We start from the raw sequence: 23030 nt of genomic DNA, 5'->3' as shown, positions 1-23030 counted from the left end.
CCCCCCCGGTTCAGGCCGTCACATCCACCACGACCCGACCCTGCACACCGCCTTTCAGAATCTCGGCCCCCAAGGCTGGCAGGTCGGCCAAAGTCGCCTCGTGGATCATGCTTTCCAGCAGGTCGAGTGGCAGATCCTGACCAATCCGCTGCCAGGCCGTGACGCGCCGTTCCTGCGGGCACATCACGCTGTCGATCCCCAGAAGGTTCACGCCACGCAGAAGGAACGGGATCACTGTCGCGGGCAGCGCCGCGCCGCCCGCCAGACCGACCGCCGCAACCGAAGCGCCATAGCGCATCTGCCCCAGCACCCGCGCCAGCATCGGCCCGCCCACCGCATCGACGCAGCCCGCCCAGGTTTCGGCCTCCAGCGGACGCTTGACGGTTTCCGCCAGATCGGACCGGGGCACAATCCGGCTGGCGCCAAGCCCGGTCAGATAGCTGGCGGTTTCCGGGCGCCCGGTCACGGCGGCAACCTCGTACCCCAGCCGCGACAGGATCGCGGTCGCCACCGAACCCACGCCCCCCGCCGCGCCTGTCACCAGAACCGGGCCCTTGCCGGGGGTCTGGCCGTGTTCCTCCAGCGCCATGACTGCCAGCATGGCGGTAAAGCCCGCCGTCCCCACCGCCATGGCTTGCCGCGTGCTCAGCCCATCGGGCAACGGCACAAGCCAGTCGCCCCGCACGCGGGCGCGGGTGGCGTAGCCGCCCCATTGCACCTCGCCCACGCGCCAGCCGGTCAGCACCACTGCATCACCCGGCGCGAAGCGCGGGTCCGACGACTGCGCGACCCGCCCCGCGAAATCAATGCCGGGCACATGCGGATAGCTGCGCACCAGCCCGCTGCCCGGCCCGAGACACAGGCCGTCCTTGTAGTTCAGCGTCGAATATTCCACCGCGACGGTCACATCTCCGTCGGGCAGCGCCGTGTCCTCCAGCATGCGGATTGCAGCCGATGTCGCCCCCGTTTCATCCTTGGATACCACCAAAGCACGAAATCCCATGTCACCCTCCCAGGCATGGCCGGGGCAGTGCCCCAATTTCTGATTATTACCAGAATTAAGTTGACGCCCGACAGGCTGTCAAGGACAATAGATCCGGACCGGGCCGGTTCTATTCCGGCCCTCCCCAAAGGCCGGATGCGGCACCCGCTGGCCGCCGCATCCGGCGGGAATACAGGCAGGTTCGCGGGACGGAAGAGGAGCCAGCCCGCTTTGACAGAGGAGGTATACATGACACAACAGGTCGCCATCATCGGCGCCGGACCCGCCGGTCTGGCCGCCGCACGCTGGCTGAAACACTGCGGTCTCGCGCCAGTGCTGATCGAGGCGCATTCAGGGATAGGCGGCCAGTGGGACGGGACAAACCCGATGTCCGGTGTCTGGCCCGAGATGCGCACCAATACCGCCCGGATCACCACCCAGTTTTCCGATCTGGATTTCCCGGAGGAGGTGGCCGTTTTTCCGCGCAATCAGGAGATGCTGGCCTATCTGCGCCGCTATGCCGCGATGTTCGGCCTGCTGGACGGGGCGCGGCTGGGTCACCGCGTGACCCGTCTGACCCGGCAAGGCAGTGGTTATCGGCTGGAGCTTGAGGGGCCGGACGGCGGCGAAACGCTGGACGTGCCGTATGTGATCGTCGCGCCGGGGCGCTACAACAAACCGGCAATCCCGCCAATTCCGGGGCTGGACAGCTTTACCGGCGCGCTTGGTGCGCATCACGCCTTTTATTACAAATCGCCCGACGCCTATCGCGGCAAGCGCGTCGTGGTCGCAGGCGGCTCGATCTCGGCGCTGGAAATCGCCTCGGACCTCGCAATGCTGGGCAGTCGCGCAGTCTGGCTGGCACAGCGCCGGCAACGTTATGTCATGCCCAAGATGGTGCGCGGTATCCCACTGGAATATTACGCCTTTACCCGCGGCGGCGCGCTGATGCGCGACACCGCCACGCCGGAAGAGCTGGATCGCGCGCAGCAGGAATTCGTGCTGGCCCATGGCGGCGACCCGGCGCGCTACGGCGCCCCGAAACCGCATCCCGATATCCGCAAGGCGGGCTTTACCGGCAGCCAGCATTATCTGAACCTTGTCGCGGAAAACCGGCTGTCGGTCCGGCCTTGGATCGCGCGGGTGTCCGGGCAGGCGGTCGAATTTACCGACGGCAGCTCGGTGGAGGCCGATGCCATTCTGATCGGCACCGGCTTCGATCTGGATCTGCCCTGGCTTTCAGACGAGATCGGAAAGACCCTGCACTTGGACATCAAGGGGATGGAGCTGAGCGACTTCACCTTCCATCCTGATCTGCCAAGACTGGCCGTGATGGGGATGTGGCCCCAGCAGGGCCCCTATCCGGTGCCACTGGAACAGCAGGCGCGCTACATCGCCTATGTCTGGGGCGGCGTGATCCCGGCGCCGGACCGGCAGCGGCTGGAGGCAGGGGTCTCTGCCTGCCGGTCAGAGGCGCATTTCGGGGATTACCGCGACCAGAATGAGATGGCGCTGCGGTTCGCCCGGCTGTGCGGCACCGATCCCGGCCAGATCGACGATCCCGCACTGCAACGGTTGCTGGAGGCCTCTGCCACCACTGCAATCATGTTCCGCCTCGCCGGTCCCGACGCCCTGCCCGATGGGGTGCAGCGGTTCCGGGACCAGTTTCGCCGCTATGGCCCCTCATTGGCCGAAGCCTGCTGAAAAAGGAATGGCGGGCCAGGGGCCCGCCATCCGCCGCCGTCCCTTTCAGTCAGGATCTGAGGGGCAGATCCTGCATGGCCCGGCGGGTCTCTGCGAAGGAATGGAGCTTGCCCTGCGACCCCAGACCCATGGCCACCAGCGCTGCGGCGGCATTGGCAAAGCGCAGGGTTTCCTCCAGCGGCCAGCCATGATGCAGGCCCGTGATAACCCCGGCGGTGAAGCAATCGCCACAGCCCGTGGTATCCACCACCGCGATGTCATGCGCGGGCAGGCGCAGCACCTGCCCGCCTGCCGTCAGGGCCAGCACCCCCTCGCCGCCCAGGGTCAGCACGACATTGGCCGCACCTTTTGCCTGCAAGGCCCGCGCCGCCGCCTCAGGCGTTGGGGCGCCGGTCAGCTCCCGCGCTTCCTCGATCGAGGGGATGAACCAGTCGACGAAGGGCAGCATCGCAGCCACCGTCGGCGCGATTTCGGGCGTTGCCTGAATTAGGTCCAGCGTCGTGACCAGCCCCCTTTCGCGGGCGGCCCGCAACAGCGCAAGGCTGGGCGCGCCATCAAAGCTGCGCAGCAGCCCGGTGCCCCCCAGATGCAGGATGCGCGCATCCAGCACCGCATCAAAGGCCGCGGGCTCCAGAGTGAACTCTGCCGCCGTGCCCGGCACATGCAGCGCAGGGCGTTCGCCGTTCGGCCGCACGGGCAGGATGGTGGCCGAGGTCTGAGCCCGCCCGCTGCGCCCGATACAGGCGCAATCCACTCCCGCCGTCTCCAGCGTGGTGACCATATAGTCCCCCAGCGCATCCTGCCCGACCAGCGAAACCGCGCGGGTGTGCAGACCCAGCAATGCACAATCCAGCGCCGTGGCCCCGGCCGTGCCCGCCACCGTCATGCAGATTTCCTCGATATATTCTGCCCGGCCGCCTTCGGGGATGCGCGTCACCGGACGGCCGAGGATATCGACGATGTAAAGCCCGACGGCACTGACGTCGAAACGTGCCATCAATGCCCCCTGCCGCGCAGACCGAAGCTCAGCGCCAGTACCGAAAAGACCAGAACGCCGATGCCAACCTGTTGCCAGTAGAAGTTCCAGCCGACCAGCAGCAGGCCATTGCGCGTAACCGCCAGCAGCAGCACCCCGATCAGCGTGCCCAGCACACTTGGCCGCCGCTCCGACGATATGGTCGTGCCAATGAAACAGGCGCCGATGGCATCCAGCAGAAAACCATCCCCCGACAGCGGCACATAGCTTTTCACGGTCGAGGACAGCAGGATACCCGCCACCCCGCACAGGCCTGCGGCGAGGATATAGACGATGGAGGTGTGGAACGGCACCCGGATGCCCGAAAACCACGCCACCCCCGGCTGTGCGCCGAGCGCCTGCACATAGCGCCCGAACACCGAACGGTGCAGCAGCACATAAACCGCCACCGCCAGCACGAGCAGCACGAACATTGGCGTCGGTATACCCAGCACACTGGATTTCACGATGGAATCGAAGGTCGGGGCATATTGCGCATTGGCCAGATAAATCGGCTTGCCGCCGCCCGAGGCAATCTTCTGCACCGACTGGCCGATGAACAGGATGCCGAGCGTTGCAAGAAACGGGCTGATCTTCAGCCGGGTGATCAGGATGGCATTGACCAGCCCAACGATCAGCGCCACCCCGATGCCGGCGCCAAGAGCCACCCCCAGCAGCGCGCCGCCCTTCAGCAACATGATGAAGGCCATCGAGGCCATGTCGACCGAGATGCCGACCGACAGGTCGATCCCGCCGGAACTGACGACCAGCGTCATGCCGATGGCGACAATGGCCAGCAGGACGACATTGTTCAGGACCAGGTTATAAAGGTTCGCGGGCGTCAGGAAACTTGGCGCTGCAAGGGCGAATGCGGCCACGATCATCAGCAGGGCCACGATCACCGCATAGTTTGCGGCATTGCGCAGACGCTCGCCCGGCGGCACCCGGAAGTTGGTTACATCGACCATCTCATTTCCCCTGCGGTTTGGCGAAGGTTGTCACGGCCACCACCATGAGGATCAGCACGCCCTGCACGCCATTGACCCAGTAGTAAGACACATTCGACAGTTGAAAGCCGTTGGCCAGAAAGCCGATGAACAGCGTGGCGAGGATGGTGCCCCCTGCCGTCGGCACGAAGCGGCGTGAAAACACGGTACCCAGCAGCGCGGCGGCAAGGATGGCCAGCAGAAGTTGCCCCGTCGCCGTGGTCGAGGCCGAAAGCCGTGCCACCAGCAGGATGGCCGCCAGACCGGCGCAGAAGCCGGAAAAGGCATAGGTTCCGGCCACATAAAGCCCGGTATTGATGCCCGCCGCCCGTGCGGCCTCGGGGTGTCCCCCCACCGCGTAAAGCCGCAGGCCGAGCCGCGAGTAATGGATCACCCAGGTCATCACCGCCGAAAACAGGATGAAGATCCAGGCCAGGGTGGACAGGCCGAGGAAGCGGCCCATGGCGATGAACTGGATCAGCGGCGAACTGGCCCCGATCACCGCGTTTTCGGTCACTGTCAGCTCCAGCCCGGCGACAATGTTCATCACCGCCAGCGTCGAAAGCAACGGCAGGATGCCCAGCCGCACCACGGCAAAGGCATTCAGCAACCCCACGGCAATCCCGGTCGCCAGCGCGGCCCCGGCCGCCACCAGATCACCCTGCCCGCCAGCCAGAAGCGTTGCATAGACCGCGGCGCAAAGCCCGGCATTGGCGGCGATCGACAGGTCGATCCCGCCCGTCTGCACATCGGTGCCACCGCCGATCAGCACCACCGCCATGCCGAAGGACAGAACCCCCATCACGGCGGTCTGCTCGATCACGTTGAAGAGGTTGAAGGGCGAGGCGAAGCCACGGGCGGTCAGGGCGAAATAGGCCATGATCAGCCCGAACATCGCCAGCGCGCCCAGACGCAGGAACAGGGTGCCCTTGCGGCGCCCCGTGCCGGTGGCGGGGCGTCCGCCTTCGGCTGTATCAACGGCATAGGTCATCGTCATGCTGTCTCCTTCGCGGAAGCACGGGCCGCGCCCGAGGCGGCGGCAAGCAGGCTGTCTGTATCGGCCTCGCTCCGGGTAAATTCGTCGATCAGCTCGCCGCGATAGACGACAAGCGTGCGGTCGCACATGCCGACCAGCTCTTCCAGTTCCGAGGACATGAGCAGGATGGCCGCACCTTCGGCCGCCAGCCGGTTCAGCAGCGTGTAGATTTCCACCTTCGCGCCCACATCCACCGCCACCGTCGGCTCATCCAGCACATAGATGCGCGACTGGCAGGACAGCCATTTGGCAATCGCCACTTTCTGCTGATTGCCGCCGGAAAGGTTGCGCACCAGATTGTGCCGGTTCGGGGTCTTGATCGACAGGTCGCGGATCAGCGCGTTCACGATCTCCGCCTCCTTGCTGCGCGAAACCAGGCCGCCGCGCGCATAGCGCCCGAGCGAGGCCAGCGCGATATTGTCGGCGATGGACAGATCCAGCGCGACACCATGCGCGCGGCGATCCTCGGGCAGCATGGCGATGGAGCGACCCACCGCCTGCACCGGACTGCCAAGCGCCACCTCCTGCCCCTCGATCACGATGCGGCCGCTGTCGGGGCGTTCCAGCCCGAACAAACATTGCACCAGTTCTTTGACGCCCGATCCCAGAAGCCCGGTGATGCCCACAACCTCGCCCGCGCGGACGGTCAGGCTGACATTGCGGAAATGGCCCTCCAGCGAGAGGTTGCGCACCTCCAGCAGCGGATCGCCCGGACGGACCTGCCGGGCGGGATACATCTCGCCCATGTCACGGTTGATCATCATGGCGACGATGCGGTCGATCCCGGTGCTGCGCGGCTCTACCACGCCGACATCGGTGCCGTTGCGCATCACCGTCACCTCGTCACAGATCTCCTCGATTTCCTGCATGTAATGCGAGATGAAGATGACGGCGATGCCGTCATCGCGCAGCCGCCGCAGCACGCGGAACAGACTGTCAACCTCGCGCTTGACCAGCGCGGCCGTGGGTTCATCCAGCACCAGAACCTTCGCCTCCTGCGCCAGTGCGCGGGTGATCTGAACGATCTTCTGCTGCGCCGTGGTCAGATCCTGCACCAGCGTGTCGGCGGGCAGTTCCAGATCGAAATACTGCTTCAGCAGCTCGGCCGCGCGCCGCCGCATCAGCCGCAGATTCAGGAAAGGACCGATGCGCGGTTCGTGGCGCAGAAAGATGGCCTCACTGATGGTGGCGGTCGGCACCAGAAGCCGGTCCTGATGGATGAAATGAATCCCCAGCCGTTCCACCATGGCGGGGTTCAGGCGGCTGACCTCTTGCCCGTCAATACGGATCGTGCCGCTGTCATTGCGCAGGATTCCGGCCAGAACCTTGATGATTGTCGATTTCCCGGCCCCGTTCGCCCCGACCAGACCATGTATCGTGCCCCGGCGGATGGTCAGGCTGGCGTCTTCGAGAGCCCGGATCGGGCCGAACCGCTTCGAGATGCCTTGCATCTCGATAATCGGCGGCGTGCTGTCCAGCGGCATCTTCCCCTCCTTCATGCTGGTTGCCGGGACGCACGGGTGACCCGCACGTCCCGGCCGGATCACCTGTCGGCGTCAGTCGGTTTCGGGCAGCGTCGGGATGACCTCGGCGGCATTGGCCTTGGTCACCATGATATGCGGCACGAAGGTGAAGGGTGGTACCGGCTCGCCCGCAAGATGACGCGCGACATTCTGCACCGAGGCCTTGCCCATTCCCACCAGATCCTGAATGACCACCGCCCCCGCAGCGCTTTCCGGGTCCTCGATCATCGACATGAAATCGGCGGTGCCATCCACGCCATAGGTGCGGATGCCCTTACGCCCGGCCCCGTCGATGGCCTGTGTCACGCCGATCAGCGGCACATCCCAGCACGCCCAGACCGAACCGATGTCCCCGTCATTCGGCATTTTGGTCAGCATGTCCGTCGTGTCGGAATAGGCGCGCTGCGCGGTGTTCGGGATCACGTCGCGCAGTTCCGGTTCGATGATCTTCACATCGGGAAAATTGGACACGACATATTTCATCTGGTCGTAACGAATCTTGCAGGGCGGAACGCTGTAGAAGCCATTGAAAACAAGGATATTCCCCTTGCCGTTCATGTCGGCCACCATTTGCAGCGCCAGTGCCGAGCCGATGGCATAATTGTCGGAGGCGACCACGTTGGTGGCATGCGGGGTGGTGGTGTCGATGGTGAAAAGCGGGATGCCCGCGCTTTTCACCCGTTCCAGCCATGGGTTCAGCACGTCGATGTTGCCCAGAATCTCGATCACTGCATCCGGCTGCTGCGCAATCAGCGTCTGAATCTGGCTCACCTGGGTCTGGTCGTTGGATTGGGCATCCAGCGCGATGACCTCGGCGCCCAGCCGTTCGGCCTCGGCGATGGCGCTTTGATAGAACAGCCGGTCCGCCTGATTGTCAGAGCGGATCGTGGTGATCCCGACCACCTTGCCCGCCAGCGACAATTCTTCCGCGCTGGCGGCCTGCATCGAGAGCATCAGCGCCAGCGCCGTGCCGCAGAATGTCATTGCCTTCGTTCTGTTCATGACTTTCTCCCTGTTGCGGCGGCTTTTGCCGCCTGTTGCCCCGGTTTTCCGGGGGTGTCCGGCCCCTCCTCCGGGCCGGACGGATTCTTCAGACCTGGGCGTAGCCGCGCATCGCGGTCCGCACGCCCTCGATCTCGTCATCGGAAAGCCGGGGCGGCTCGCCCAGTTGCAGGCTGGTCAGATACATGCGCGCCAGCACCTCGATCTCTTCCGCCAGCCACAGCGCCTGTTCCAGCGTGCGGCCAAGCGCGATGATCCCGTGATGCGCCAGCAGGCAGGCGGTGCGCCCCTCAAGCGCCGCAAGCGCCACATCCGACAGCCCCTGCGTGCCGAACCGCGCATAGGGGGCACAGCGGATATCCGCGCCGCCCGCGATGGCCACCATGTAATGCACCGCCGGAATACCCCGGCCATGCAGCGCCAGCGCGGTGGCATGCACCGGATGGGCATGAACCACGGCATTCACATCCGGCCGGTGGCGCAGGATATCGTGATGGAAGCGCCATTCGCTTGACGGGCGCCTTTCGCCCGAGGCACGGCCATCCGGCCCCACGGTCACCAGATCCGCCGGTTCCATCCGGTCGTAGGCCAGCGAGGTCGGCGTGATCAGCATTCCATCGCCCTGACGCAGGCTGATATTGCCTGACGTACCCTGATTGAGCCCGCTGGCATTCATCGCGCGACAGGCGGCAATGATGCTGTCTTCCGGCGTCACGAAGTCGCGCCGCGGCGGCGGCGTTTTGCGGATGTGCATCGCAGTATTCCTCCATTACTGCGCGCGAGGTCTTGTCTGGATGTGCCGGATCGTTTCGGTGCCCGGTGCCCTTTTCGCGTTGGGATCAGGCTAAGTGACAGGGGAGAAACCTGTCAATCTGGTTATTACCAGAAAAAGATGAAATTGATCGCCGAACCTGTCCCACAGCCGCCCCGGCAGGCCAAAAGTTCCGTCAGACGGAAATATGGATGCGGGCGTGGTTCGAATCGTAATAGGCAGAGTAAAATTCCACCGGCTCTCCGGCCTGGTCGTAAGAGATTGATTCGATCACGATGACAGGCAGCATCGGGTCAATCTTCATCAGCTTCACCGCCTCGGGCGACGGCATCTCGGCTGTGAACCAGCGTTCGGCGCGCTGCACCTCGATCCCGTAGGTGGCGCGCAGCGTCTCGTAAAGCGAGCGGTTGGTGATATCGAGCTTTTCCATGTCGGGCACGCGGTGGCCGGGAAGGGAAATCCAGCTCAGCGTGATCGGGTGTCCATCCATGCGGTACATCCGCCGAATGCGGATCACGGTGCCCGCTTCCGGCAGGTTGAACACCTGCCGTTCCCTTGCGTTGCAGGGGGCGCGATAGAATTCCAGCGTATCGGTCGAAACCTTGATGCCCTTGGCGGCCATATCGCCAAAAACGCTGATATTTGCGTTGAGAAAGTCGGTCTGACGCCGTTCGGGCGCCACGAACATGCCCTTGCGCGGCAGCTTGACCACGCTGCCCTCGTCCGACAGCGCCCGCACGGCAGCGCGGACCACGGGGCGCGAAACTTCCAGCAGCAGGCACAATGCCTGCTCGGAGGGCAGACGAGATCCCGGCGGCAGGCGACCCTCGCGGATCGCGGCGCCGATCTGGTTCTTCAGCTGCACCCAGAGCGGCGCCGGGGAGTTGCGTTCCAGCAGGAAACCCGCGCTGAGATCGCGGAAGTTTTCGGCCGCCGCCTGATCCTCAAGGTCATAGCTGGGCCGCCCCCGGCCACGCGCAGACCGGGTTGCAACGGTTTCCGAACCTTTTACATCCGCATTCACACCCGTGCTCCTTCATTCGCATGGATGTTACTTATCATTCTTTGACAGATCAGCCCAACCGCGAAGCGAGTGCCCCGTCCGGCGTTCCGCCAGACGGGACAGTCTTCAGCGCAGGCCGCGTGCAAGAGCCTCGCAGAAGATGGTGAAGGTCATCGCCCCCGGATCGGGATGCCCCAGCGAGCGTTCTCCCAGCGCACGCGCCTTGCCGGTGGTCGCCACCATGTCACGCGTCGCCTCCATCCCCGACCGCGCGGCGGCGGCCATTGCCTCCAGCGCGGCGGGCAGCGCGCCCTGCTGCTGCGCCAGCGCGGCAATGGCGGGTTCGGCGGCATCGATCATCGTCTTGTCGCCGGCCTTGGCGCGGCCCCGATCCTTCACGGCCTGCAAGCCCGCCGCGAAAGCCGCAGCCAGAGCGGTTGGATCGGGTTCGGCTTCGGCCTCCAGCGCATTGCCGGAGGCGGTGTAGAATGTGCCGAAGATCGCGCCCGAAGCCCCGCCCCCGGTCATCATCAGCGCCTTGCCCCCGGCCTGAAGGCAGGCCGAAGCCCCCGCATCATCCAGTTTCGCCAGGGCATCGGCAAAGGCGCGGAAGCCCCGCGCCATACCGATCCCATGATCCCCGTCACCGATCGCCTGATCGGCGCGGGTCAGCACATCCTTCGATGCCACCACGGCCTCGGCCGCCGCGACCAGCGCCGCCTTGAAGCCTGTCCTGTCCATCGTGATCACCCTTTCCTCCCCTTCATGCGCGGTCACGGCCGCAGGAAACTTTCATTGGCTGCCGGACGCGCCAGCAGACGCTCGATCTCGGCATCGGTGCGCAGCAGGGTCAGCGAGAAACCCGCCATTTCCTGCGTGGTGCAATAGGGGCCGATCCATGTATCGACGACCTGCACCCCCAGATCGGCCAGCCGCTGATGCGCGCGCCGGGTCACGACATACAGCTCCATCAGCGTGGTCGCCCCCATGTCATTGACCAGAAGCGCCACCCGGTCGCCCGCAGCCAGCGGATAATCCCCGGCCAGCTTGTCAATCATCAGATCGGTCAGCGGATCGGCCTTCGCCATCTTCAGCGTGGCAACCCCCTTTTCACCATGCACCCCCATGCCGACCTCGATCTCGTCTTCCGCGATCTCGAAGGTTTTTTCGCCGGTATCAGGCAGCGAGCCGGGCGAGAAGGCCACTGAAAGCGAACGCAGGTTATCCGCCACCCGCTGCGCGATTTCCGCCGCGCGGTCCAGATCGGCCCCCTCGCCGCAGGCCGCGCCCGCCACCTTCAGCGTGAAGAAAGACCCTGCCAGTCCCCGCCGCCCCAGTTCGGGCGCCATCGAGACGTCCTCGCCCGTGCGCACGGTGCGGGTGGTAAACCCCTCGTCCGCCGCCATTTCCGCCGCGATTTCATAGTTCATGTTGTCGCCGGCGTAATTCGCCTGAAGGTACAGCACGCCTTTGCCCTGATCCGCCTCGCGCGTGGCGGCAAGGATCACGTCGGGCGTGGGCGCGGCAAACATGTTGCCGCAGGCCACCGCATCCGCAAAACCCGGCCCGATCAGCCCCTGATACATCGGCTCATGCCCCGAGCCGCCCCCGACCACGATGCCCACCTTGCCCGGCTCGATTGCGGTGCGCACCAGGACCGGCAGCCCCTCGGTCAGCCGCACCCGGCCATGCGAGGCGAAAACCACGCCCTCAGCAATCTCGCGCACCAGGGTTTCGGGGTCGTTGATCGCTTTCTTGATCACCATTTCAGTTCATTCCTGCCTGTTGCGCAGCGAGGGCGAGACCTTCCACTGCCGAAGCTGATAGACCGTGCCGGGCCGCTTGATTTCCTTCGCCGGGTTCTCCAGACGGCGGCGCAGGCTGTGGATCGGTGTCGCCTTCGGATCGCTGCGCACCTCGACCACGGACGGGCCATCATAGGCAAAGGCCGCCTCCAGCACCTCGTCGATCTGGTCGGGACGCTCCACCAGAAATCCCTTCAGGCCCAAACCGGCTGCCGCTGCCGCATAAGAGGGCCGCGCGTGATTGGATTCAAGATCCACCGACAGGCGGGTGCCGTTGTAGTAGATATGTTCCCACATCTGGAGCCAGGCAATGATCCCGTTGTTGAAGATCAGGTTGACCACTTTCATGTTGTGCTGCGCCTGGGTGGCCAGCTCACCGATATAGAAGGACGAACCGCCGTCGCCCGCAACCGTCAGCACCCGCACATCGGGACGGGTCATCGCCGCGCCCAGCGAGGCGGGCACCGAATAGCCAAGACTGCCCTGCCCGCGCGCATAAAGGAAATGCCGCCCGGCCCCCTGCGCCAGCAGATATTGCCCGATCCAGCCCGACGAGAAGCTGGCATCCGAAATGACGATATCCTCGGGCCGCAGCTTCTGCGCGACGGTGCGCAACACCCGGCCCGGATGGATCGGTGTCGCCTCGTTTTCCCAGTCCCCCCGGATGAGCGCATGCTGCGTATCGCGCACCGCATCGCATTGTGCCGCCCAGTCCGGCAGGTCGCGCGGGGACAGCAGCGGGATCAGATCGCGCAGGGTTTCGCGGATGTCCCCGAACAGCGTGACCGTCGGGCGGAAGGTGCGGCCATGTTCCTGCGGGTCGTCGTCCAGCGTGATGGTGGCCTGCGTTGCGGTGGGCAGGGTCCAGTTGTTTGCCGTGTTCTGGCTGGCCTTCGAGCCGCACCAGAAGATCAGATCGGCCTGCGGCGCGATATCCAGCGCCGCTTTCGAGCCCATCGGGTTCAACACCCCCATCGACAGCGGATCAAACTCGCTGATGACGCCCTTACCCGACAGCGAGGTCACGATACGCGCGCCGGTAACGCGCGCGAGTTCGGCCAGTTCGTCATAGGCCTGCGAGGCATGGACCCCGCCCCCCGCCACGATCAGCGGGCGCTCCGCCGCCGCCAGCTCCGCTGCGGCCGCCGCCAGATCAGCCGACAGCGCGCGGGCCCGGTGGGCAGGCGCGCGAATATAGCGGTCGTCGATCAGGATGGGCTGGGTCTCGGGGTCCCAGGGGTGATCCATGATATCATGCGGCACGATGATCGCGACCGGGCCGGGCCGCGGCGAAGTCGCCACCCGCCAGGCAGTGCGCACGATCTCGGCAAAGGATTGCGGCGTCGGCACCAGAAATGCCTCTTTCGAGATGGATTTCAGGTAGGACAACTGGTCAAAGCCCTGGCTGGCCACGCCCTTGGCCTTCAGCGGCAACCAGTCGCGCGGCAGTTCACCCACGATCGCGATCAGCGGGATCGAGGCATTCATCGCCTCGACGAAGCCGTCGGTCAGCTTGGTTGCGCCGGGGCCGACCGTCACGTCACAGACCCCCGGCTTGCCGGTCAGCCGGGCATAGGCGTCAGCGGCATAGACGCCATTGCGTTCGTCGCGCACCAGCACATGATTGATGCGGTCGCGGCGGTTGCCGATGCCCTCGTAAAGGCCGCAGGTCTGACCGCCCGGCATGCCAAAGACCACCTCGACCCCGTAACCGATCAGCATTTCGGTCAGCATGTCGCCCATATGCAGGGCTGTGCCCGTCTGGTTCTGATCCTTCATGTCATTCCCCTCAGGTCAGTGCGCCATAGCGGCTGTCGCGGAAATCCAGCGCCTTGCGCAGGCCCTGTTCGCGCACCAGCGTGACAAATTCGGTCTTTTCCGGCGCCTGCGCCGCGTTCAGCGTCGCCGCGAGGTCGAGATTGGTGTTCACCGCGTTGCGCAGGCCCATCGCCTCGTAAGCCCGCGTCAGCGCGATCTTGGTCAGCCGCAGCGTGATCAGCGGCGTCAGCGCGATCTTCTGCGCCAGTTGTGCGACCGTCTGGTCCAGTGCCTCGGGCGCTACCACGCGGTTGATCATGCCCAGCCGCTCGGCTTCGGCGGCGCTGATCGTATCGCCGGTCAGCAACAGCTCCATCGTCTTCTTCTGCCCCAGAATGAAAGGCATGAGCAGCGTCACCGGGCCTGAGCCGAAGCGGATTTCAGGCTCGCCGAACTGCGCGTGATCGGTGGCCACGATCATGTCGCAGGCCATGGCAAGTTCGCAGGCCCCGGCAAGGCACCAGCCGTCGACTGCTGCAATCGTCGGTTTCTGCGAGGCCCAAACCGCCATCGACAGACCGACGTTGTTCGACAGCGCCCCGTGCCAGTCTTCGGGGCGGGCAAGGCCGACCTCCACCTCTTCCGAAATGTCGTAACCGACCGAGAAATGGTTGCCGCTGCCCCGCAGCACGATCACCTTCACACGGTCATCGGCCTGCAGGTCACGGACATGCGCGGTCAGCGCCTGCACCACGCCCGAAGACAGCGCGTTGATCTTCTTCGGCCTGTTGATCGTGAGCCAGGCAACGCCGTCACGGATCTCGCAACCGACGATCTCCGTCGGCAGGTCAGTGCTTTCCATGTCTTCCTCCAGTTCAATTTCTCTGCGGTCCGGTCATCCGCCGGTCCCACCTGCGTTCAGGCCGGGGTGGCGGCCCCGATCTGCTCGATCTGCAAATCCCCGTTTGCCAGCATCCGCCGCATGGCCACCTTGTCAGCCTTGCCGACCGTGGTGCGCGGCAGGCTGTCGAGCCGCGCCCAATGCGCGGGCACCCACCATTTCGCGACCCGCGCCGACAGGTGCGCAGGCATCAGGTCGGGCGAGAAGCCCGGCCCCGCCACCACCAACGCAAGGGGGCGTTCCTGCCAGCGCGGATCGGGCATGGCAATGACCGCCACGTCCAGAACCGACGGATGACTGCGGATCGCCTCTTCCAGCGGCAGCGAGGGAATCCATTCGCCACCGGATTTGATCGCGTCCTTCACCCGGTCGGTCAGTCGCACCCGGCCTTCGGCATCCAGCGTGCCAATGTCGCCGGTCCGCAGCCAGCCATCCTGAAATCCGTCCTCCGCCGCGCGCCGGAAATAGCGGGCGGTCACCCAGGGGCCACGGATCTGCAATTCGCCCGGCGTCCTGCCGTCTGCGGGCAGGGGCACGCCCTCCAGCGTAGCGGTGCGCATCTCCAGCCCGCAGACCACCCGACCCGCCGCAGCAACCTGACCGGAAGGCGCACCGATGGCCGACATGGACGAGGTTTCCGTCATGCCCCAGGCGGTCTGGGTTTCCACCCCCAGCGCACCCCAGGCCGCGACCAGCGTATCGGGCACCGGCGCCCCGCCGGTAACGATCCGGCGCAGCTGCGGCGGCGCAGGCAGCCCTGCCGCCTTTCGCGCCGCCAGCATATCCGACCAGATGGTCGGCACCCCGGCGGCCAGCGTCACGCCCTCTTCATCCAGCAAGGGGTTCAGTACCGCTGGCTGAAACCGGGTACCTGGCAATACAAGTTTCGCCCCCGCCATCATCGCGGCATAGGGCAGACCCCAGCCATTGACGTGATAGAACGGAACGGCGGGCAGGATCACCGTCGCCTCACCAATCCCCAGGGAATTGGCGGTGCAGAGCGAGATGGCCTGCAACCACAATGACCTGTGACTATAGGCGATGCCCTTGGGCTGGCCGGTGGTGCCCCCGGTATAACACAGGATCGCGGCGGCATTTTCGTCAGGGTCGGGCCAGTCGCTGCGTGGCAGTCCTTCGACCAGCAGCGCCTCATATCCGATGGTTTCAACCGGCAGACCGGCGAAAGACACCGGCGCGTCCTGCCCGGTCACGATCACCAGTCGCACCGCTCCACGCGCCAGCCCTGGCGCCAGTTCGGCAAAGCGCGCGGCCAGCGCCCCGTCGACCAGAATGACCCCTGCGCCGGATTCGGCGACCATCGCGGCAAGCTGGTCGTCATGCAGCCGGATGTTGAGTGTATGCAGCACGGCACCCATCGCAGGCACCGCCAGATAGGCCTCCAGATGTTCAGGGGAGGCGGCGGCGAAGGAACAGACCACATCGCCCGTCGCAATCCCGCGCCGCGACAGGGCATCGGCAAGCCGGCCGGCCCGCAGCGCCAGGTCGCCAAGGCGGCCACGCCAGCGCCCGCCATCGGGCCGCGCCGCCACCAGCGGCGTACCGCCGGTCACCGCTGCGACATGGCGCAACAGCCGGGCGATACCCAGGGGGGCCTCCTGCATGGTGCTTTGCATGGCGGGTTCAGCCCCGCGCCAGCCGGGCCCGGCCCATCGCATCCACCGCAAGCAGGCTGGCCAGAATGCCCTCCGGCGTCAGTTCGGCATCCGTGGCATGGGTTGCCTCGCCAGGGTTGAGCGCCGCTTCCGAGGCGCGCAGCAGGTCTTCCCGTGTGGCCGAACCCAGCCCCATCGCCTCCAGTGTGGTCGGCAGGCCCATGTCCTCGCAGAAAGCGAAAACCTCGTCCAGTTCGGCCTGCGGGCGGTCCTCCAGCACAAGAAGGCACAGCGTTCCGAAAGCCACCTTCTCGCCATGCAGTTTCGAATGGCAGCCCGGCAGGATCGACAGGCCGTTATGGATGCCATGCGCCGCCGAACAGCCGCAATTCTCGAAGCCCAGACCTGACAACAGCGTGTTGGCCTCGATGATATTCTCGACCGCAGGGGTCACCAGCCCTTCGCGGGCCGCCGCCACTGCGCCGCGTGCATCGCGCATCAGCGCCTCGTGGCAGGCGCGCGCAATCGCCATCCCGGCCAGCGGCATCCCCTGGCCGCCCGCAATGTAATTCTTCGACCGGCTGTCGCGGTTGGACCGCGCCTCGTACCAGGTCGACAGTGCATCCCCGATCCCCGCGATCAGAAAACGCACCGGCGCCCGGACCACCAGTTCGGGGTCGACAATCACCATGTCGGGATGCCGGGTCAGGAAGATCGGCCGGTCGGTGCGGCCGTCCTCGAAATAGCGCATCGCCAGCCCCGAGGTCGGCGCATCGGTCGAGGCGACAGTGGCAAAGCACAGGATGCGGGCGTCAAGCTCTGCGGCCACCAGCTTGGCAGTATCCAGCGTCTTGCCACCACCGATCCCGGCGATGGTGGCAGGGCGGCTGTCACCGGCTGCCGCGACGATCCGGTCAACCTCGCCTTCCCAGCATTCCCCGCCGAAGATCACTCTCTGCACCGCAACCCCGGCCGCCGCGATCGAGGCATCGACCCGCGCGCCATAGGTTTCGTCGATGAAAGGGTCCACGATCACCAGCGCCGAAGCGCCAAGGCTGGCCAGATGTTCGCCCACGCGATCAATCTCGCCCCTGCGCTGGATGTATTTGGCGCAGCTTCCATATCCACGTTCAGACATCGGCATTCCTCCCCGCCGGTTGTCGCAGGCGGCGCGGAGGCTCTCCCCTCCGCCGCGCCACCGATGTTGTGACTCAGGCCGTCTGGCGCTGCTTCAGCCCGCCGGTGACCGGCACACCATGCACCGCCGTCATCGCATTCGGGCTGAACTCGAAAGCGGTGCGCGCGATGTCCTGCAAGGTTGCCTCGTCGGCATCGCAGTCGGCGTCGATTTCATAGGTCAGACCGGCCATCTTGATCTGCGCATCCGGGCGCAGGTTCAGAAAGCCCGCCAGATCCAGCGAACCGCCCATCGTGACCCGGACCGAGCGCAAGGCCACACCCTTCACCGCCGCATTGACCACGAAACCCACCATGATGCAGGCACCCACGCCCGACATCAGATATTCCTGCGGCGTCGGCCCCGTCGACTGACCCAGAAGCTGCGGTGGCTCGTCCACAACCCAGGTGAAGTTGCGCGCGATCTCCTCCGCACCGACCTTCATGGTCAGGGCGCGGGCCTCGATCTGCGTGCCCTGCTTCCAGTCCAGCGCCACGCCATACCGCGCGATGCCCGCTGCCGGTTCGGCCCGGATCGCATCGCGTGCCCCGGCCAGCCCGGCGGTATCGATTCCATTCAGCATATGTCCTCCCATCCGGCGGAACCCGCTGCGGGCCGCGCCTGTCGCTGTCTGTCGTCTTATTTTTGGGTATACTCAGATTTCAGTTGCGATTAAAAACCAGATCGTCAAACTGTCAACACGAAATCGAACGCCGCACCGAATTTCTCGAATCTGGCGGGAATGCACCATCCGGTTGCCATCAAGGCACTGGAAAAAAAGGATTTTGCCGCGAGACAGGCGCGAGGGGCCGGCTGGAGGACCACCCCCCGCGATCTGCGGCAAAACATCAGGAAAAACAGGAGGAACCATGTATCTCGAACTTTATCGACTGAAGGATCGCGTGGCGGTGGTCACTGGCGGCGGCCGGGGCATCGGCCAGGAGATCGGCCGCGCCCTGGGCGAGGCAGGTGCCCGAATCGTGGTCGCAGACATTGATCCCGCGACGCGGGAAGCCGCCGCCGCCCGCCTGCGCGACGAAGGGGTCGAAGCCGTCGCCATGCCGGTCGATGTGACAGATACCGCCAGCGTGAACGCCCTGGCCGAAGCCGTGATGGACCAGTTCGGCCGCGTCGACATTCTGGTGAACAATGCCGGGGTCTCGCGCCTGACCGATGCGCTGGACATGACGGATGATGAATGGCGCTGGGTGATGGAGGTCAATGCCAATGCAGTGTTCTGGTGCGCCCGCGCCTTTGGACGCCACATGGTCGCGGCGGGCAAAGGCTCCATCGTCAACCTTGGCTCGATGTCGGGGCTGATCATCAACCGCCCGCAATTCGCCGCGCATTACATGGCCAGCAAGGCGGCCTGCCACCACATCACCAAGGCGCTGGCGGTGGAATGGGCGACCAAAGGTGTGCGCGTGAATGCCATCGCGCCGGGCTATATCGGCACCGAGATGACGATGCAGCTGAAGACCATGCCCGAGGTCTATGCCAAGAACGTCGAGATGACGCCCATGGGCCGTTTTGGCGAACCGCGCGAGATCGCCTCGACCGCATTGTTCCTTGCCTCGGATGCATCCAGCTATTTTACCGGCTCGATCCTGTCGGTGGATGGCGGCTACACCGCCTGGTAGCGCGATGGCCCCCGAACCGGACAGCGACAGCTTCGCGGAACGGCTGGCGCGCATCCTTGATGTCTTCGCCCTGCCGCCGCACGAGCTGGGCTTCATGCAGATCGTGCGGCTGACCGGGCTTCCGCGTGCCAGCGTGCACCGGATCGTCGGGCAGTTGCTGGCCATCGGCTATCTTCAGCCCTGCGAGTCCGGGCGCAGCTATCGGCTGGGCACGCGGCTCTGCGGTCTTGTGCAGGCCAGCCTCGACATGACGGGGCTTCAGGATCTGGCGGCGCCAGTGCTGAACGATCTGGCGCGCCGCTTCCGTATGACGAGCTTCGCCGCCCGGCTGACGGGGGGCGAGGTGATGCTCTTCGCTTCGGCCAATCCCGATGATCCGGGTGAGCCACATCTGCATCCTGCCCACGGACGGCGGCCGCTGCATGCCTGTTCCTCGGCGAAGGCCATTCTGGCCTTCCTGCCCGACGAGTTTCGCGCGGGCCTTCTGGCCAGCGCCCCGCGCGAGGGCTTCACCCACCGCACCCTGACCGGGGACACCGCCCTGCATGACGAATTCCGCCGCATCCGCGCCTGTGGCTATGCGGTCTGTGACGGCGAGATCCACGAGGGCATCGTCTCGCTTGCCGTGCCGGTGCCGCTTGGCCGCACTGAAAGCCGCCTTGCGCTGGGGCTGATCGGGCTCGGTGCCCGGATGCCACCGGAGGAACGGCAGTCCACCTCAGAAGGTCTGAAATTCGCGGCGCGGCGTCTGGCTGCGCTGCTGCTTCCCACCGGGGGATTTCCCCCAGCCGAAGGACATTCCCATGACACCGCATCTTGAAAGGTTCTACATCAACGGCCGCTGGGTCGACCCTGTGGCGGGTCGCGACGCGCCCCGGCTGCCGGTGATCGACCCGGCGACGGAAGAGCCATTCTGCGCCATCGTCCTTGGAGGCGCTCAGGACGTGGATCGCGCCGTTGGCGCCGCCCGCGAGGCATTCCCCGGCTACGCGGCCCTGCCCCGGCAGCGCCGCATCGCGCTGTTGCAGGCGATCCTTGCAGTCTACGACCGGCGCAGCGACGATCTGGCCCGCGCGATCAGCCGCGAGATGGGCGCGCCCCTGCCCTTCGCCCGCGAGGCTCAGGTCGGCATCGGTCGCGCGCATCTGACGCAGATGATCACCACGCTGGAAAGCTATGCGTTCTCGCAGATGCGAGGCGGCACTTGTGTGCTGCGCGAACCGATCGGCGTGATCGGCATGATCACCCCATGGAACTGGCCGATGAACCAGATCGTCTGCAAGGTCGCCCCTGCGCTGGCAGCGGGCTGCACCATGGTGCTGAAACCTTCGGAGGTCGCGCCGCTGTCAGGTCTGATCTTTGCTGAAATCCTGGACGAGGCCGGTGTGCCCGCAGGCGTGTTCAATCTGGTCAGCGGCGACGGGGCGGGCGCGGGCGCTGCGCTTTCCCGGCACCCCGATGTCGACATGATGTCTTTCACCGGATCGACCCGCGCGGGTATTCTGGTGGCCGAGGCCGCCGCTGCCACGGTCAAGCGGGTCAGTCAGGAACTGGGCGGCAAATCCGCCAATATCCTGCTGCCCGATGCCGATTTTCCGACTGCGGTCGCCAAGGGCGTGGCGGGATGTTTCGGCAATTCCGGGCAATCCTGCAATGCGCCCACCCGCATGCTGGTGCCCGCCGACCGGCATGACGAGGTGCTGGAACTCGCCGCGCGCGCCACGGCCACCTTTCGCACCGGCCCGCCCGAAGCGCCGGAAACGCAGCTCGGGCCAGTAGTCAGCGCCGCGCAGTTCGGGAAGATCCAGCAGCTGATCGCCACCGGGATCGCCGAGGGCGCCACACTCGTCGCCGGAGGGCCGGGCCGCCCCGAAGGCTTGAACAAGGGCTTTTATGTGCGCCCCACTGTCTTTGGTCATGTCACCCCCGACATGACCGTGGCGCGCGAGGAAATCTTTGGCCCGGTGCTGTCGGTCATCTCTTACCAGACCGAAGACGAGGCCATCGCCTTGGCCAATGCCACCGAATACGGGCTGGCGGCCTATGTGCAGTCGGCCGACCCCGACCGCGCGCGCCGTGTCGCCACGCAGATGCGGGCAGGGACGGTTTATCTGAATTACCCCGCCTGGGATTCCGCCGCCCCCTTCGGCGGCTACAAACGCTCGGGCAACGGACGGGAATATGCGGATTTCGCGCTGGATGATGTGACCGAAATCAAGGGCGTCGTCGGCTGGGGCTGAGACGCGGAAGAAAGGAGCACGATATGAAAAAGACCAACCCCCTTGGCATTCACTGGCTGGTGCTGTCGAAAACATGGGATGCCGAGGGCGCGCGCCATGCGATCCGCGAGGCCCGGCGCATCGGCTATGACTTCATTGAAACGCCCCCCACCCCGCCCGAAGCTGATATCACCCGCATCACCCGCGATGCGCTGGCCGAGGCCGGGCTGGCCGCCACGGTCTGTCTGGGGCTTTCCGCAGATCAGGATCTGACCAGTCCCGACCCCGAAATCCGTGCCCGGGGGGAGGCCTTTCTGATGGAGGCCGTGGACACCTGTGCCCGCATCGGCGGTTTCATGGTCAGCGGCATCACCTATTCCGCCTTCCAGAAATATCTGGCGCCCTGCACCGCCGAGGGCCGCGCCACGTCGGTCGAAGCGATCCGGCGGGTGGCGGAGCGGGCGCAGCCGCATGGAATAGAGATCGGTCTGGAAGTGGTGAACCGCTATGAAACCAACCTTCTGAATACCGCCGAACAGGCGCTGGCCTTTTGCCGGGATACCGGGATGGAGAATGTGAAGATCCACCTCGACAGCTATCACATGAATATCGAGGAAACCGATATCGGCCGGGCCATCCGCAATGCGGGTGACCGGATCGGGTTCTTTCATATCGGGGATTCCAATCGGGGCTACCTTGGCGCCGGGAACATCGACTTCAACCCCTATTTCCGCGCGCTGTGCGAGGCGGGTTATGCCGGGCCGGTCTCGTTTGAAAGCTTCTCATCCACGATGATCGACCAGCCGCTGCTGGGGATCCTCGCGATCTGGCGTGACACCTGGGAAGACGGTCAGGATCTGGCCGAACATTCATTCGAGGTAATGCGGGCTCTGGTGAAGTCGGGGGACGAGGCGCACCGCCGCGCGCTTGGCTGAACTTCACCGTGCCGGGTGCCCTGGCGCCCGGCCAATCGGGAAAAGGAACATCCGATGGGACGACTGGACGGAAAGGTGGCGCTGATCACCGGCGCAGGATCGGGCGTGGGCCGGGCCGCCGCCGCGATCTTCGCCCGCGAGGGCGCCCGCGTGACAGGCGTGTCGCGCACCGCCGCCGCGCTGGAGGAGACAGGCGCGCTCCTGCGGCAGAACGGCCACGACTTTGGCCATAGCGCGCAGGATATCAGCCTCGCGCCGGGCGCCGAGGCGGCGATGGCCGCAGTTCTGGCACAGCATGGCCGCATCGACATCCTGCTGAATGCTGCAGGCGTCGGCTATAGCTGGCAGCGCCAGTCGCCGGGGTCGATGGAGGATGTGGCCGCCACCGACCCCGCGAAATGGGACGAGGTCATGCGGATCAACCTGACCTCCTGCTATCTGATGTCGCGGCTGGCGGTACAGCAGATGCGGCGGCAGGGCGGCGGCGGGGCGCTGGTCCATGTGGCCAGCGTATCAGGGTTTCGCGGATTGCCGCGCGCACATGCCTATTGCGCCGCCAAAGCCGGGATGATCAACCTGTCCAATGCCATGAGCTGCGCCTATGTCGCGGAAGGCATCCGGTCCAATGTAGTGGCTCCGGGCTATATCGCGACCGGGATGGTGGAATCGCTGCTTGAGGGTTTTGACGACCCGGCGCAGGCGCGGCAGATGTCCCCCATGCAGCGGCCCGGCCGCCCCGAAGAGATCGCGGCGGGATGCCTGTTCCTTGCCTCTGACGAGGCCAGCTATTGCAGCGGATCGGTGCTGGTGATCGACGGCGGCATGACGGCCATGCAGGGCTAGCGGCGCGGCGCGCAGGCAGGTTTGCGGGCGACCCTGCGGCAAGTGCTCGTTTTGGGGCCACGATGGGTGGTTTCAACCGGGCGAAGCCGGTAAGGTCCGGCACAGCGGGCGGAACG

21 protein-coding genes are annotated in these 23030 nt (G+C 65.6%); 6 read left to right on the top strand and 15 right to left on the bottom strand.

Annotated elements, in window-relative coordinates:
• Nucleotides 1-10 precede the first annotated feature (10 nt).
• A complete protein-coding gene (locus IE126_RS13085) occupies nucleotides 11-1003 on the bottom strand; it encodes an MDR family oxidoreductase (RefSeq protein WP_189381257.1) in 993 nt (330 codons plus the stop codon).
• A 228-nt stretch (nucleotides 1004-1231) separates the two neighbouring features.
• Between IE126_RS13085 and IE126_RS13080 the strand changes: the two genes are divergently transcribed.
• Nucleotides 1232-2686, top strand: coding sequence for a flavin-containing monooxygenase (locus IE126_RS13080; protein WP_189381256.1), 1455 nt, complete (start codon nucleotides 1232-1234; stop codon nucleotides 2684-2686).
• A gap of 49 nt (nucleotides 2687-2735) precedes the next feature.
• Here the strand turns inward: IE126_RS13080 and IE126_RS13075 are convergent, their stop codons facing one another.
• From IE126_RS13075 to IE126_RS13010, 14 genes are all read right to left on the bottom strand, one after another.
• The gene (locus IE126_RS13075) at nucleotides 2736-3683 is read right to left on the bottom strand and encodes a carbohydrate kinase family protein (protein ID WP_054302036.1); all 948 of its coding nucleotides are present in this window, start codon (nucleotides 3681-3683) and stop codon (nucleotides 2736-2738) included.
• A complete protein-coding gene (locus IE126_RS13070; protein ID WP_189381255.1) occupies nucleotides 3683-4669 on the bottom strand; it encodes an ABC transporter permease in 987 nt (328 codons plus the stop codon). Before IE126_RS13070 ends, IE126_RS13075 begins: the two co-directional genes overlap by 1 nt.
• Nucleotide 4670: 1 nt before the next feature.
• Nucleotides 4671-5684 carry an ABC transporter permease gene (locus tag IE126_RS13065; protein WP_229825480.1) on the bottom strand — a complete coding sequence of 338 codons (1014 nt, stop codon included), beginning with the start codon at nucleotides 5682-5684 and terminating at the stop codon, nucleotides 4671-4673.
• Entirely contained in the window at nucleotides 5681-7207 is a 1527-nt protein-coding gene (locus tag IE126_RS13060; protein WP_229825479.1) for a sugar ABC transporter ATP-binding protein, read from the bottom strand. The genes IE126_RS13065 and IE126_RS13060 overlap by 4 nt, the downstream gene beginning before the upstream one ends.
• Nucleotides 7208-7279: 72 nt before the next feature.
• A complete protein-coding gene (locus IE126_RS13055; protein WP_229825478.1) occupies nucleotides 7280-8248 on the bottom strand; it encodes a sugar ABC transporter substrate-binding protein in 969 nt (322 codons plus the stop codon).
• An 88-nt stretch (nucleotides 8249-8336) separates the two neighbouring features.
• Nucleotides 8337-9002: a class II aldolase/adducin family protein gene (locus IE126_RS13050; protein ID WP_189381254.1), complete on the bottom strand. Its 666-nt coding sequence runs from the start codon at nucleotides 9000-9002 to the stop codon at nucleotides 8337-8339.
• Between the two features lie 193 nt (nucleotides 9003-9195).
• Entirely contained in the window at nucleotides 9196-10044 is an 849-nt protein-coding gene (locus tag IE126_RS13045) for a GntR family transcriptional regulator (RefSeq protein WP_054302031.1), read from the bottom strand.
• 105 nt (nucleotides 10045-10149) lie between these two features.
• The gene (gene dhaL / locus IE126_RS13040) at nucleotides 10150-10764 is read right to left on the bottom strand and encodes a dihydroxyacetone kinase subunit DhaL (RefSeq protein WP_189381321.1); all 615 of its coding nucleotides are present in this window, start codon (nucleotides 10762-10764) and stop codon (nucleotides 10150-10152) included.
• 32 nt (nucleotides 10765-10796) lie between these two features.
• Complete coding sequence (locus tag IE126_RS13035) at nucleotides 10797-11789, bottom strand: dihydroxyacetone kinase subunit DhaK (protein WP_054302029.1); 993 nt, start codon at nucleotides 11787-11789, stop codon at nucleotides 10797-10799.
• Between the two features lie 6 nt (nucleotides 11790-11795).
• Complete coding sequence (locus tag IE126_RS13030; protein ID WP_189381253.1) at nucleotides 11796-13607, bottom strand: thiamine pyrophosphate-binding protein; 1812 nt, start codon at nucleotides 13605-13607, stop codon at nucleotides 11796-11798.
• Nucleotides 13608-13617: 10 nt separating this feature from the next.
• Nucleotides 13618-14448: an enoyl-CoA hydratase/isomerase family protein gene (locus IE126_RS13025; RefSeq protein ID WP_189381252.1), complete on the bottom strand. Its 831-nt coding sequence runs from the start codon at nucleotides 14446-14448 to the stop codon at nucleotides 13618-13620.
• Nucleotides 14449-14504: 56 nt separating this feature from the next.
• Complete coding sequence (locus IE126_RS13020) at nucleotides 14505-16109, bottom strand: AMP-binding protein (RefSeq protein ID WP_189381251.1); 1605 nt, start codon at nucleotides 16107-16109, stop codon at nucleotides 14505-14507.
• 19 nt (nucleotides 16110-16128) lie between these two features.
• A complete protein-coding gene (locus IE126_RS13015; RefSeq protein WP_189381250.1) occupies nucleotides 16129-17238 on the bottom strand; it encodes a glycerol dehydrogenase in 1110 nt (369 codons plus the stop codon).
• 73 nt (nucleotides 17239-17311) lie between these two features.
• Complete coding sequence (locus IE126_RS13010; protein WP_189381249.1) at nucleotides 17312-17860, bottom strand: OsmC family protein; 549 nt, start codon at nucleotides 17858-17860, stop codon at nucleotides 17312-17314.
• A gap of 286 nt (nucleotides 17861-18146) precedes the next feature.
• Here IE126_RS13010 and IE126_RS13005 point away from each other — a divergent pair, with 286 nt between their 5' ends.
• From IE126_RS13005 to IE126_RS12985, 5 genes are read left to right on the top strand one after another with little or no spacing between them, the layout of a single operon-like run.
• Complete coding sequence (locus IE126_RS13005; protein WP_189381248.1) at nucleotides 18147-18917, top strand: SDR family NAD(P)-dependent oxidoreductase; 771 nt, start codon at nucleotides 18147-18149, stop codon at nucleotides 18915-18917.
• Nucleotides 18918-18921: 4 nt separating this feature from the next.
• Nucleotides 18922-19737: an IclR family transcriptional regulator gene (locus IE126_RS13000; protein WP_054300899.1), complete on the top strand. Its 816-nt coding sequence runs from the start codon at nucleotides 18922-18924 to the stop codon at nucleotides 19735-19737.
• Nucleotides 19721-21157, top strand: coding sequence for an aldehyde dehydrogenase family protein (locus tag IE126_RS12995; RefSeq protein WP_189381247.1), 1437 nt, complete (start codon nucleotides 19721-19723; stop codon nucleotides 21155-21157). Before IE126_RS13000 ends, IE126_RS12995 begins: the two co-directional genes overlap by 17 nt.
• Before the next feature lie 23 nt (nucleotides 21158-21180).
• Complete coding sequence (locus IE126_RS12990) at nucleotides 21181-22071, top strand: sugar phosphate isomerase/epimerase family protein (RefSeq protein WP_189381246.1); 891 nt, start codon at nucleotides 21181-21183, stop codon at nucleotides 22069-22071.
• 54 nt (nucleotides 22072-22125) lie between these two features.
• Nucleotides 22126-22914: an SDR family NAD(P)-dependent oxidoreductase gene (locus IE126_RS12985; RefSeq protein ID WP_189381245.1), complete on the top strand. Its 789-nt coding sequence runs from the start codon at nucleotides 22126-22128 to the stop codon at nucleotides 22912-22914.
• Nucleotides 22915-23030: the final 116 nt, after the last annotated feature.

Origin of the sequence: Gemmobacter nanjingensis, assembly GCF_014652195.1 — a bacterium.
Classification (GTDB): Bacteria; Pseudomonadota; Alphaproteobacteria; order Rhodobacterales; family Rhodobacteraceae; genus Gemmobacter; species Gemmobacter caeni.
This window is presented reverse-complemented; position numbering and strand designations above follow the sequence as displayed.